The 12,913-nt window shown below is 65.0% G+C and carries 11 protein-coding genes and 1 tRNA gene; 6 read left to right on the forward strand and 6 right to left on the reverse strand.

The annotated features are described in order from the left end of the window. Positions 1–398: 398 nt before the first annotated feature. The gene (gene ctrA / locus M2331_RS12435) at positions 399–1,112 is read right to left on the reverse strand and encodes a response regulator transcription factor CtrA (RefSeq protein ID WP_181560569.1); all 714 of its coding nucleotides are present in this window, start codon (positions 1,110–1,112) and stop codon (positions 399–401) included. Positions 1,113–1,448: 336 nt separating this feature from the next. Here ctrA and M2331_RS12440 point away from each other — a divergent pair, with 336 nt between their 5' ends. Further along, positions 1,449–2,132 (forward strand): RluA family pseudouridine synthase, encoded by a 684-nt coding sequence (locus M2331_RS12440; RefSeq protein WP_264592452.1) that lies wholly within the window; start codon positions 1,449–1,451, stop codon positions 2,130–2,132. Positions 2,133–2,141: 9 nt separating this feature from the next. Here M2331_RS12440 and M2331_RS12445 read toward each other — a convergent pair whose 3' ends face one another. Next, positions 2,142–2,906, reverse strand: a complete 765-nt coding sequence (locus tag M2331_RS12445) for a queuosine precursor transporter (RefSeq protein ID WP_181560571.1) — start codon at positions 2,904–2,906, stop codon at positions 2,142–2,144. 132 nt (positions 2,907–3,038) lie between these two features. On the opposite strand from M2331_RS12445, the gene M2331_RS12450 reads away from it, so the two are divergent. Beyond that, positions 3,039–3,115 (forward strand) — tRNA-Arg (locus M2331_RS12450). Between the two features lie 35 nt (positions 3,116–3,150). Here the strand turns inward: M2331_RS12450 and M2331_RS16595 are convergent. From M2331_RS16595 to M2331_RS12465, 3 genes are all read right to left on the reverse strand, one after another. Continuing rightward, the gene (locus M2331_RS16595) at positions 3,151–4,251 is read right to left on the reverse strand and encodes a diguanylate cyclase domain-containing protein (RefSeq protein ID WP_181560572.1); all 1,101 of its coding nucleotides are present in this window, start codon (positions 4,249–4,251) and stop codon (positions 3,151–3,153) included. Between the two features lie 123 nt (positions 4,252–4,374). Beyond that, on the reverse strand, positions 4,375–5,433 hold the full coding sequence (locus tag M2331_RS12460; protein WP_181560573.1) for a TauD/TfdA family dioxygenase: 1,059 nt from the start codon (positions 5,431–5,433) through the stop codon (positions 4,375–4,377). Between the two features lie 21 nt (positions 5,434–5,454). Further along, positions 5,455–6,933 carry an FAD-dependent oxidoreductase gene (locus tag M2331_RS12465; protein ID WP_181560574.1) on the reverse strand — a complete coding sequence of 493 codons (1,479 nt, stop codon included), beginning with the start codon at positions 6,931–6,933 and terminating at the stop codon, positions 5,455–5,457. Positions 6,934–7,079: 146 nt separating this feature from the next. Here M2331_RS12465 and M2331_RS12470 point away from each other — a divergent pair, with 146 nt between their 5' ends. Beyond that, positions 7,080–8,465: an MFS transporter gene (locus M2331_RS12470; protein WP_264592383.1), complete on the forward strand. Its 1,386-nt coding sequence runs from the start codon at positions 7,080–7,082 to the stop codon at positions 8,463–8,465. 136 nt (positions 8,466–8,601) lie between these two features. On the opposite strand, the gene pgi is transcribed toward M2331_RS12470, so the two are convergent. Further along, positions 8,602–10,116 (reverse strand): glucose-6-phosphate isomerase, encoded by a 1,515-nt coding sequence (pgi, locus tag M2331_RS12475; RefSeq protein WP_181560575.1) that lies wholly within the window; start codon positions 10,114–10,116, stop codon positions 8,602–8,604. Positions 10,117–10,286: 170 nt separating this feature from the next. Between pgi and lepB the strand changes: the two genes are divergently transcribed. From lepB to era, 3 genes are read left to right on the forward strand one after another with little or no spacing between them, the layout of a single operon-like run. Continuing rightward, positions 10,287–11,105, forward strand: coding sequence for a signal peptidase I (gene lepB / locus M2331_RS12480; RefSeq protein ID WP_181560576.1), 819 nt, complete (start codon positions 10,287–10,289; stop codon positions 11,103–11,105). Beyond that, on the forward strand, positions 11,102–11,773 hold the full coding sequence (gene rnc / locus M2331_RS12485) for a ribonuclease III (RefSeq protein ID WP_181560577.1): 672 nt from the start codon (positions 11,102–11,104) through the stop codon (positions 11,771–11,773). Before lepB ends, rnc begins: the two co-directional genes overlap by 4 nt. 51 nt (positions 11,774–11,824) lie before the next feature. Then, entirely contained in the window at positions 11,825–12,739 is a 915-nt protein-coding gene (gene era, locus M2331_RS12490; protein ID WP_181560578.1) for a GTPase Era, read from the forward strand. Positions 12,740–12,913: the final 174 nt, after the last annotated feature.

Below are 12,913 nucleotides of genomic sequence, written 5' to 3' on the forward strand. Positions count from 1 at the left end.
TTGGGGTGGTGCAGCAACGCCTCGGTCACTCACTTCCATGCCGCCCCCGGCCCCTCCTGCGAGCCGTAGGCCAGCAAAGCTCCATAGGAGAGAACGATCGTCCGGATGCCGTTTTCGGTCGCAGATGACGCGGCAGCTATTGCATCCGAGACTGCATCTGCATGACGTGCGCCAAGTCCAATCGAGGCGCTTGTCTGCCTTGGGCTCCTGCCTTCGCAGGAGCACGGGGTGGTTTTTGGTGGTCGGGCGTGTCCGGTATAAGGGGCCTATAGGCCGCCCGCGTGCGGCTGGGTTTCTGCACCCCCTATCCCGCGCCTGCCGGTTCCGGCGAGGCCCACATAGCAAAGGCCGACGGACCTCCGCCGGCCTTTCCCCTAAATCCCGTTCGCAGCGTGACGTCAGGCGACCTGCGCCGTCTCCAGCTCGTCGATGATCTCGTCGGGATCGCGCAGCACATAACCGCGGCCCCAGACGGTCTCGATGTAATTGTCGCCGCTGCATGCCAGGCTGAGCTTCTTGCGCAGCTTGCAGATGAACACGTCGATGATCTTGAGTTCCGGCTCGTCCATGCCGCCATAGAGATGGTTGAGGAACATCTCCTTGGTGAGCGTGGTGCCCTTGCGGAGCGACAGCAGCTCCAGCATCGCATATTCCTTGCCGGTGAGGTGGACGCGATTGCCATCCACTTCCACGGTCTTGGCGTCGAGATTGACCGACAGCTTTCCGGTGCGGATGACGCTTTGCGAATGGCCCTTGGAGCGGCGGACGACGGCATGGATGCGCGCGACCAGCTCTTCCTTGTGGAACGGCTTGGTGACGTAATCGTCTGCACCGAAGCCGAAAGAGCGGACCTTGCTGTCCATCTCGGCAATGCCGGAGAGAATGAGGACCGGGGTCTGCACGCGCGATGCGCGGAGCTTCTTGAGCACGTCATAGCCGTGCATGTCCGGCAGGTTCAGGTCGAGGCAGATGATATCGTAATCGTAGAGCTTACCGAGATCGAGGCCTTCTTCGCCCAGATCGGTCGTGTAGACGTTGAACCCCTCGGTGGTCAGCATCAGCTCGATAGCTTTGGCAGTCGTCGGTTCGTCTTCGATCAGCAACACGCGCATACACCAGCCCCTTTGCTCAATTGGCCGGAGAGCTGCTCGTCACTCAATCCAACCACCAGTAACTATTAACCATATGAAGAGTGAACGCAAAAGGTTAATTTTACGTAAACTGGCCTGAAAGCACGAGTCGCGAGCCATTTGCGTGCTTAATGGGGTGAGAATCAATGCGGCCCCATCCGCTGGGGGCAAGTAAATGGAGCCCGTCCCTCCCCGCGTCTTCCCCCTGCGGGCGATAGCGCCTAGGGAGGCTGCATGTCCTTCACCCATGATCCCCGGAATAGCCGCAGAGGGTCGCCCGCGGGCGATCTGTCCCCCCTTACCGACCGGGTGATCTTCATGGATGGCGAGGCCATCGTGCTGGACAAGCCGGCGGGCCTGCCCGTCGACCGCCCGCGCGACGGCGCGCTGAGCCTGGAAAATCATCTCGACAGCCTGACCTTCGGCTTCCAGCGCTGGCCGGTGGCGGTGCATCGGCTGGACCGGGACACCAGCGGCTGCCTGCTGCTCGCCCGCAACCCCAAGGCTGCCAAGCGCTTCACCCAGGCCTTCGAAGCGCGCGAGGTGGAGAAGGTCTATCTTGCCGTGCTGGACGGCGTGCCGGCGGAGCGCGAAGGCGTGATCGACCTGCCGCTGGGCAAGACCAGCACGCGCGAGGATGGCTGGCGGATGCAGCCGGACCCGAAGGGCAAGCCGGCCGTGACGCGCTGGCGCCTGCTGGAGGCGCGCGATGGCCGCGCCCTCGTGCAATTCCGCCCCGAAACCGGGCGCACGCACCAGCTGCGCGCCCATGCCCTGCACGGCCTCGGCCTCGGCATATTGGGCGACCGTTATTACCCCTCTGCTACACCCGGCGCGCCATGGGATGGCCGGATGCTGCTGCACGCGGTCAGCCTCAAGCTGCCCCGCCCCGGCAAGCCGCCCGTCGAGGCCGAAGCCCCACCGCCGGCGCCTTTTGCAGCGGCGGGCTTTGCCGATGCCCAGGCGCTCAACCGGGATGCGCCCTCACCGGCCGAGGGCTAACGGGGCTGGTCAGACCTGCGCCTTGAACGGCGTGAAGTCAGTCTGCTCATCATAGACGTCCAGCCCTTCGCGCCGCTTGAAGAAATTGACGGCGAGGTAGGTGACCGGCGTCAGCACCGCTTCCCAGCCTACTTTCAGCGCCCAATTGGTGACCATCACGGTCAGCACCTGATCGGTGGACCACAGGCCATAAAAGGCCAGCGGATAGAAGAGCAGGCTGTCGACGCCCTGCCCGACGATGGTCGAGCCGATAGTGCGGGTCCACAGATGCTTGCCTTTGGTCAGCAGCTTCATCTTGGCGAGCACGAAGCTGTTGGTCAGCTCACCGGCCCAAAAGGCAAAGATCGAGGCGAAGACAATCCGCGGCACCTGGCCGAAGACCGACTCATAGGCTGCCTGCCCGTCCCAGCCGTCCGCCGGGGGCAGCGAGACGACCACCCAGCTCATCAGGGCCATGAACAGCATCGCGGCGAAGCCGGCCCAGATGCAGCGCCGGGCGCGGGCGTATCCATAGACTTCCGTCAGCACATCGCCCAGCACATAGCCTAAAGGAAAGAACAGGATGCCGGCGCCGAAGGTGAACCCCCACAGGCTTGCCAGCTTGGCGGCGCCGATGACGTTGGAGAGCAGCAGCACCGCAACGAAGGCAGCCATCACGAAATCATAATATTGCAGCCTGTGCCCGGCGAGCGCGCTGGCATCGACATGGGCGATCGAATGGGGAGCGATCGGGAGCGGAGTCGCGGTGGACGCGGCGTCAGAGGGAGCAGGCATGGCGCGGGACTATGCCGCGCGATATCGCGCCCTGCAATCGATCTTGCAGCCCCCTGCTCCCACGCAAAACCGCGCGCGGCATCGCTTTGCCATTGCCAGACGCCCGGCGATGCGGTTAGCGGATCGTTCCGTGGCCCCGTAGCTCAGCCGGATAGAGCATTCGCCTTCTAAGCGAATGGTCGCAGGTTCGAATCCTGCCGGGGTCGCCACTTCTTCCATTTCGCGTCAGCAAAGGCCGCGGAAACTACGCGCGTGCTGCCTGTGCCTGAGCGCGCCGTCGCTTGGCGGCATAGAGCGCCTCGTCCGCCTCGCGCATCAGCACTTCCATGTGGCTCTCCTCGGCGCGCGCCGTCGCGGTGCCGATGCAGGTGGAGATGCGGATGCGGTTGCCCTCGATGACGAAGGGCTGCGCGATGGCGCGGACGACGCGATCGGACAGCAGCGTGGCATCCTCCGCCTTATCGAGGCCGAACTGGACGATGACGAACTCATCGCCGCCCAGCCGCGCCACGATATCCTCGCTGCGGATGGCGCTGCTCAGCCGCTTGGCCACCATCTGCAGCAGCGTATCGCCGGCGGCATGGCCGTGGGTGTCGTTCACCGGCTTGAACCCGTCGAGATCGAGATAGTGAACGGCCACGATCCCCTTTCCCCGCTTGAGGACCACGGCCTCATCGAACCGCTCGCGCAGGGCAAGGCGATTGGCCAGGTTGGTCAAAGGATCGCGCCGGGCCAATGACCCGGAGGTCAGCCGCTTGCTGATCCCCGTCACGGCAGACTCATGCCGCGTCGCGAGACTCTGCGCGCCGGCATAGAGGAAGGCCAGAATGGAGGCGCCGGTGGCGATCGACATGGCATCGGCACGGATAAAGGCGGCCAGAGCGGTGGGGAGGCTGGCCGCCAGCATGCCCGGCACGGCAACGGGGGGGCGCAGGCCCGACCCGGCGGCGAGGCCGGCACAGAAGCCGACGACCAGACACACCATCAATGGCTGCCCGTCCGACTTCTGCAGGATGACAAGCCCGCTGAACAGGCCAAGCGCGAGGGCAAAGCTGAGCTGGGGTATGAGGAACATGAGCTCGAGCTGTCTGGCCCGGACCGGATGAAGGTCGCTGGCGAGCGCCTGTCCGCGCAAACGCAGCGTGACGATGATCCGCACCCCCATCGCCAGCACCCCGGCCACGCCGAGCGTCAGCGTGAGCCGGTCCCGCGTCTCGTTCACAATAAGGGCAACGCTGAGGGTAAAGGCGACCGCCATGATGGCAGACGGCGTCACATTGACGAACAGGCTGCGCACCAGTTCGACATACACCTTGTCTGCGAGCAGCACCTGCCGGTTGATCATTGGCCTCTTCCCTGCCCCTTTGTACCAGCAAAACACACGGGCGCCGAGAATGTTCGCCGGGAGCCGGAAAAGACGGGAAATGCCAAGACGGCGCAGTGGTTCCCTACGCGCGGAGTTGGCGCGTTATCCGCGGATCAAGGTTCCGGCGGCCCGCAGGCTTTCATCGCTATTGACCAGCATCGACCAGCCCTGCGCATGCTGCTGCTCGAGCAAGCGGCCGATCTCGCGATAGCCCTGCGCGAGCGGGTAGCGCTCGTGCGCCTCCAGCCAGAGCCGCAGCAGCAGCCGCTCGCGACCGGGCGTGTTGGTAAAGCCGGTGCGCGAGTGCATCACCCGGAAATTGTGCCAGAAGATCATCTCCCCCGGCTGCAGGGTGAAGGACACCTTCAGCTCCGGCCGCGCCGCCATGCGCATCAGGACGCGCAACGCCTCCACGAAACGCTCCGGCACCGGCTCGCCCCTGATCTGTGCGGCCTGCACAATGAACAGCACATAATTGTAGATGCCGATATGCCCGTCGATCACGGAGAAGCTGGGCACCTTGTAATCGGTGACGCTCTCCAGGCTTGTCGGGTAATAATAGCCCTCCTCCAACACCGCCAGAACGTCCGGCCGCTCTGCCTGGATCGCCGCATAGACGGCAGCGGCACTGACCAGCCCGCTCACCCCGCCTTCCGGCGAGGTGACGACGGAGGCGAGGCTGAGGATCTCGTGATAGTCGGTGTGCGGCCCGAGCTCGGTATCATTGAGATAGCCGCGCCGTTCGGGATTGGGCTCCTTGCGCACCAGCCCGATGCGATCGTGGCGCGCACTCTGCTCCACGGCACGGCCCAGATGCGTCCCAAGACCGAAGTGCAGGCGCTGGAACGCCTCCAGATCGTAGCGCGCGATGTCGATCCCGCTCAGCAACACGGCGCCGCGCCCGGCCATCAGGTCGTAATTCACCGCTGCCATCAGGCTCGCGATCGCCGGCGCGCCGAAATCCTCCCGCGTAACGGATGTTGGCGCGCGGCCCTGCGTGGCGCGGACGGCAGCGTCCAGCGCGTCGAGCTGCGCCGGTCCCAGCCGCCGGGTGAGGCCCTCGGCACCCCCGCCGAGCGTGCCGGTCCAGGCGCCGGAGGGCTTGCCGAGACGGGTCAGTTCGCTCGGGTCGGGGCGGGATAGGGTCGCGCTGTCAGTCATCAATACTCTCAATTCACGGGATTATTCCGCCGCGGCGGCCTGCTCGGCTTCCGGCATCTTGCCTGCCTGGTCATGCAGGAACACGCCCTGCCTGCGCAACTCTGCCTGCAGGCTGGCCACATCCAGCGCGCGCGGCTGGACGCCGGCGTTCACGCTGAGCGCGGCTGCGGCGCCAGCGGCCTGTCCGGTCAGCCAGCATTGCGGGATCTCGCGCATGAAGCCATGCGAGTTGGCATCGCAGCTGATGTGCTTGCCGCCTGCCAGCAAGCCATCGAGCTTGCGCGGCACCAGCGCGCCATAGGGCACCGAGATCACCGGATATTTGAGGCTGACCGATGGGCTGACGCCGACCTCGTCAGGCAGCGCAATGCCGTCGGCCCACTGGCTGCGCAGGATCTTGCCCATGCCGGCCAGACGCCTTGTGTGGCGCACGCCAAGCTGCGAGCCGCTCTGCAGCATATAGCATTGCTCGAAGCCCGGCGCATGCTCGAGGAAGAACTCGCAATGCGTCTGCATGAAGCGGTGCGAGCGGATCTCCAGTTCGGTCTGGTCATCCACGTCCAGCGCTGACAGGCCGGACTGGCGCGGGCCGAGGAACAGCGCGATGTCGTTGCGCCAGGAGACATAAGGCGGCTGGAAGAAGCCGAGGCGCTCACGGCCGAGCTTGGCGAATTCGGCATATTGCTCGGGCTCATTGGCGCGGAAGGCCAGCCAGCGGTCCATGTCCACACCGCCCAGCATGAAGCCGGTGTTGGCGCTGTGATGGACGTCGCCTTCCTCGATGTCGGTGTCGAACTCGGCCCCGGCGCGCGCGAAGATGTCGCCATCGCCAGTGGTGTCGACCACCACCTTGGCGCGCAGCGCCTGACGTCCGGCCTTGGATTCGAACACCACGCCCTCGACCTTACCGTCGGCGACCATCGGCACCGCTGCCCAGCTGTGGAACACCAGCCGCACGCCGGCTGCCAGCAGCATCTCCTGACTGATCAGCTTCAACCGCTCGGGATCGAGCGTTGGCGACCAGCAGACCGTGCCGTGGAACGCCGCAGTGCGCTGGCCCCAGTAGCTGGCCTTCTTGGGATCGCGCGAGCCCCAGTCGGCGCGCGGTGGTCCGGCAAGGCCAGCGGCGGGCAAGCGCCCGAGCACATCATTGGCAAAGCCCTGGATGACCTGGCGGCCGGTCCAGTCGGTCATCCGGTCGATCCAGATGACGAGGCCGCCGGTGGAAAGCCCGCCCAGATGATTATAGCGCTCCATCAGCACCACATCGGCCCCGGCCTGCGCCGCCGCCCAGGCCGCCGCCGTGCCCGAAGGCCCGCCGCCGACCACCAGCACGTCGCAGCTGTGATACACCGGGATCTCGCGCGCGGGCTCGACCCAGGTCCCCGTGCCATTGGCCCGCGGCAGCACCCGACCACCCGTCTCGAACACGTCAGAGGCCAGAAAACGATCCTCCGACTGGCGAACCTGACGGACCTTCGGCGTCTGCTCTTCAGCCATCTGACATTCTCTCCTCACTGATTCGCCTTGCTTCATAGTCAAGGCAACAAATTTTCGCTCGTGTATAGAGAGCTTGCTAATTATTAGTTCAGATGTAGCTAAACAGGTAGCGAAATGATCGCAGTCCCGGCAAAGGACGGCGAGATATGGATAATCTGCGCGAAGAGGGAGATGCCTGCGGTATGGCCAGAGCGGCAAAAACGGTTGATCTTGCGACGTTGCTCGACGGACGCAAGCTCACGCCCTTCAACTATCTGCTGATCATGCTCTCCTGGCTCGTCACGCTGTTCGACGGGCTGGACATGATGATGATGTCGTTCACCGCCCCCTATATGCAGGACGAACTGCAACTGACCGACATCGAGATCGGCAATGCCTTCTCGGCCGGCACGGTGGGCATGGTCGTCGGCGGGTTGATCTTCACTTATGTCGGCGACCGCATCGGCCGCCGCCCGACCATCATCATGTGCACCTTCGCCTTTGGCATCCTGACCTTCCTCACCGGATTCGCGACCAATTATCCCGCTTTGCTCACCCTGCGCTTCCTCGATGGGCTGGCCATTGGCGGCGCGCTGCCGCTCGCCTGGGCGCTCAATGTCGAATTCGTGCCACCCAAGCTGCGCGCAACGGTGATCGCCTTCATCATGATGGGCTTCAGCCTCGGCAGCGCGGCCGCCGCCCCGCTCACCAACATGATCGCACCCATCCATGGCTGGGAAGGCGTGTATTTCGCCGGCGGTATCGGCTCGGTCGTCTGCGCGCTCGCCATCGCGATCTTCCTGCCGGAATCCCCGCGCTTCCTGGCCAGCAAGGGCATCAAGCCCGAGCTGATCGTCGCGACCATCAAGCGGCTGGACAAGAGCATCGACGTGCAGGCGGACGACCAGTTCATTCTCGCCGACGAGGGCAAGCACAAGCGCAACTTCCGCTTCAGCGACCTGTTCGTCGGCAATCTGCGCCTGCTCACACCGATCATCTGGATCGGCTATGGCGCCAGCGCCCTCGGCATCTTCTTTAAATCCGCCTTCGGCCCGCTGGTGCTGGAGCGGATGGACGTGGCGCGGGAAACCGCCGCCAACGTCTCGGCCATCGGCGCGCTGCTCGGCGCGGTTGCCGGCGTGGTCATCATGCGCTTCTCCGCCCGCTATGGCCTCAAATTCGCTGCTGCCTGCACGCTCCTCATCGTGCCCATGGCCGTCGGCATCGGCATGGAATGGATTCCGCGCGCGATGCTGCTGCCGACCATCGTGGTGCAGAGCATGCTGGTCGGTGGCTGCCATGCGGCGATCATCAGCCAGCTCGCGCTTTATTATCCGAGCGCGATCCGGGCGAGCGCCGGCGGCTGGGCATCGGCGGTCGGCAAGATCGGCGGCATCGTCGGCCCGCTGATCGGCGGTGCGATCCTTGCGAGCGGCATCCCCGCCGTACGCACCTATGCGCTCGCGGCGATCTGCCCCTTCATCCTCTTCCTCTCGATCCTGGTGATCAACATGCTGCTCAAGCGGCCGGAACGTCCGGCGGCTGCGACATAAGGACGATGACTTAGCCAGATCCTCCCCGCTCGCGGGGAGGGGGACCGCCGAAGACGGTGGAGGGGGTCTCGCCCGCCCCCTCCGTCAGCGCTGCGCGCTGCCACCTCCCCATGTATGGGGAGGATTTGAGGCGCGCTTAGCCGAGTGCGCGCTCTATGAGCGCCATGGTCGAAGGGTCGAACCCCTGCGCGCCGTTCTGTTCGATGGACTTGGCGATCTCCTTGCCGAGTTCCACCCCGAACTGGTCGAAGCTGTTGATCTCCATCAGCACGCCATTGGCGAAAGTGCGGTGCTCATAGAAGGCGATCAGCGCGCCCAGCGTGTGCGGGCTCAGCTCATCGATGAGGATCGTCGTCGAGGGGCGGTTGCCCGGATAGGCCCGGGCCGGATCGGCCGCATTCTCGCGGCCCTGCATCAGCGCAGCGCCCTGCGCGAAGCAATTGACCAGCAGGATCTGGTGATGGGCAGGATCGAGCGTGTCGCCCGGTTCGGTCACCGCGACGAACTCCACCGGCACGACATGCGTACCCTGATGGAGAAGCTGGAAGACCGCGTGCTGCGCATCCGTGCCGACACCGCCCCAGGTGATTGCAGACGTCGGTCCATCGACCGGGCTGCCATCCGCCTTCACCGACTTGCCGTTGCTCTCCATCTCCAGCTGCTGGAGATAGGAAGGCAGCAGCCGCAGCCGCTGGTCATAGGCAAAGACGGCGCGGGTCTGGCAGGCCATGACGCGGGCATAGAACAGGTCGACAAAGGCAGCGCGCAGCGGGGCGTTGTCGCGAGCGTCGGCGTGGCGGAAATGCCGGTCCATCGCCGCAGCACCCTCCAGCAGCGCCTCATAGGCATCCCAGCCCAGCGCCAGCGCGGCCGGGAAGCCGATGGAAGACCAAAGCGAATAGCGCCCACCCACGCTTTCGGAAAAGCCGAGGATGCGTGTCTCGTCCACGCCCCATTCGATGGCCTTGTCCGGCGCGGCGGTGAGCGCGATGACCTGGCCATAGGGATCGTCCACCCCGGCCTGCGTCATCCACGCGATCGCGCTGGCGGCATTGAGCATCGTCTCGGTGGTCGTGAAGGTTTTGGAGGCGATGACGAGCAGCGTGAAGACCGGATCGAACCGGGCCATCGCATCCTCCAGCGCCACGCCATCGACATTGGAGACGATGGCGACGTCATAGCGGTCGGCATGGCGGGCAAGCGCATCGACCAGCAGATCCGGCCCCAACGCCGATCCGCCGATGCCGACGTGCAGGATGTGGCGGATCTCGCCGAGCGCGCCGGCCTCGATCGCGTCGATCAGCGTGCGCATCCGCACCTTGTGCTCGCGTGCTGCGGCCACGCTGTCCGGGTTGCCCTCGCCCCGCTCGGCGGTGTGCTCGACAGCGCGCCCTTCAGTCACGTTGATAACCTCGCCGGCGAACATCGCCGCGCGCTTGCCGTTAAAATCAACTGCCTGTGCCAGCGCCTCGAAGGCCGAGAGCGTCGTCTCGGTAAGGTGCGTCTTGGAGAAATCGAAGCGCAGGCCGGCCTCCTCGACCACATGGCCCGCCAGCCGATCCGCATCGTCGCGGAACAGGCTGCGCAGATCGGGAATCGGCGCCGCCTTGATGTCGGTCCAGCAAGCGGTGATGCGATCAGGGTCTGTCATGGTGCGTAAGCGCTCCGGTCTGGCGTTGCTTCATTAAGGGGCGGCATATCCAATGCGCAGGCCTATTGCACGTGCGAAGCGCGCCACAATGCTTGACGCCGCCACCCCCGCCCCGCAAAGACGCTATATTCCCGTCATCGCGACGAACCTGTCTGGAAAGCTGCCTTTCGATGTCCCACAAATCCGAGACACGGGATTTCCTGTGGTTCCTCGTCAAGCTTGTGGTGATCGTGGTGGCGATCCGCTCGCTGCTGATTGCGCCGTTCAATATTCCGTCCGAATCCATGCAGCCGCGCCTGCTGATCGGCGACTATCTGCTCGTCTCCAAATGGTCCTACGGCTATTCGCGCTACAGCTTCCCGTTTCAGCCCGCTTTGTTCGAGGGGCGGGTGATGGGCAAGGTGCCCGAGCGCGGGGACGTGGTGGTGTTCGCCTCGCCGGGCAATCCCAAGGAAGACTGGATCAAGCGCGTTATTGGCCTGCCGGGCGATACCATCCAGATGCAGGACGGCGTCGTCTATCTGAACGGCAAGGCCATTCCCAAGCGGCGAATCGATGATCTGGTGATCCCCGTGACGGCCAACATGCTGCAGGCAGCCAATACCGAGCGCAGCCCCTCGCCCTGTTTCATCGAGGAATTCGAGTTCACGGACGCCAAGGGCGAGGCCTTTTGCCGCTACCCGCGCTATCGCGAGACGCTGCCGAACGGAAAAAGCTACGAAGTGCTGGACCTTATCGACGGTCCGGCGGACAATAGCGCCGTCTCTGTTGTACCGGAGGGCCACGTCTTCGTCATGGGCGACAATCGCGACCGCAGTGCCGACAGCCGCATTCCCGTCGACGCCCGGGGCGTCGGGCCGTTGCCGATCGACCATCTGATCGGGAGGGCGCTGGTCAGCTTCTTCTCCACCGACGGTTCGGCCAATCTGCTCCTGCCCTGGACATGGTTCACCGCTGCCCGGCCTGAACGCATCGGCGAAGGCTTTTGAGCACGGCCGATCTCGACGCCTGGCTCGCCGGCCTTATCGGTCAGGCGCCGGGGCAGCGGGCGCTCTATGAGCAGGCGCTGACCCATGGCAGCGCCAGCGCGACCCATTATGAGCGGCTGGAGTTTCTGGGCGACCGGGTGCTGGGGCTGGTGATGGCCGATTGGCTCTACGTCCGCTTTCCCGCCGAGAAGGAAGGCCAGCTCTCCCGCCGGTTCAATCAGCTGGTGACCGGCACTAGCTGCGCGCAGGTTGCTCGCGAGATTGGCGTGCGCACGCATCTGCGCCTCGGCAAGCAGGCGCGCGACGACGGGGCGGTCGAGAGCGACAATGTGCTCGGCGATGTCGTGGAAGCGCTGATCGGCGCCATGTATCTGGACATCGGCATGGATGCCGCGCGGGCGTTTATCCACCGCATGTGGGAGCCGATGGTCGAGGGACAGGCCAGCGCGCCCAAGCACCCCAAATCCGCGCTGCAGGAATGGGCGGCCGCCCATAACCGCCAGCCGCCACATTATGAGCTGCTGGAGCGCAGCGGGCCGCAACATGCCCTGCGCTTTACCATCTCGGTGTCCATCCGCAGTGCGGGTGAGGCGCAGGGCGAGGGCCATTCCAAGCAGGAGGCCGAGACGGCCGCCGCCATTGCCCTGCTCGCCAAGCTCAAGGCATGATCCGCACCCCCTTTTCAGCCAGCGCGCGCCATGCGCCCGACGGAGTGACCAGTGACCTCAACGCCATCGCCTGACCATCAACGCTGCGGCGTCGTCGCGGTCGTGGGGGCTCCGAATGCGGGCAAGTCCACGCTGACCAATGCCCTGGTCGGCCAGAAGATCGCGATCACCAGCCCCAAGGCGCAGACCACCCGCACGCGGGTAATGGGCATCGCCATCGAGGGTCCTGCGCAGATCATCCTCGTCGATACGCCGGGCATCTTCCAGCCGGACAGGCGGCTCGACCGCGCCATGGTGCAGGCCGCGTGGGGCGGCGCGCAGGATGCCGACCTGATCGCGCTCATCGTCGATGGCCGCGCCGGCCTTGGGCCCAAGATGGAGCCGATCCTCGACGGCCTGTCCCAGCGGCGCGAAACAAAATGGCTGATCGTCAACAAGGTGGACATCGCCGCCAAGGACAAGCTGCTTACGCTGACCCAGCGCCTGCACGAGCGGGTGGATTTCGCTGAGACCTTCTTCGTGAGCGCCACCACCGCGGACGGGCTGGTCGACCTCAAGGCCGCCATGGCCGCCGCCGTGCCGGAAGGGCCATGGCATTTCCCCGAGGATCAGGTTTCGGATGCCACAGACCGCCTGCTCGCCTCCGAAATCACGCGCGAGCAGCTCTATCACCAGCTCCACGACGAACTGCCCTATCAAAGCGCGGTCGAGACCGAGCAATATAAGGAGCGCGCCGACGGGTCGGTAGAGATCCACCAGCAGATCCTCGTCGCGCGGGCAACGCAGCGCGGCATCATTCTCGGCAAGGGCGGGCAGCGGCTGAAGGAGATCGGCAGCAAGGCCCGGGCCGAACTGTCGAGCCTGCTGGGCGTGCCCGTCCACCTCTACCTGCATGTGAAGGTGAAGGAAGGCTGGGACGAGGACCGCCACGTTTATCGTGACATCGGTCTCGACTGGGTGGACTGACCCCATCCCTCGCGCAATCCCGGATTGGATCAATCCGCTCCTCGCGTCGAAACCAGTGGTTGACGCCACGACCCTGCTTTTTCATGGAGCTTAGGTCGCTACCGAACGCCGGGAGGCTCGGTCGCGGGGGTGGGAGGATTGATCGCTTTTGGGAAGAGCGCTGCCCAGTCTGAC

It is taken from the genome of Sphingobium sp. B10D7B, from assembly GCF_025961955.1.
Taxonomy (GTDB): Bacteria; Pseudomonadota; Alphaproteobacteria; order Sphingomonadales; family Sphingomonadaceae; genus Sphingobium.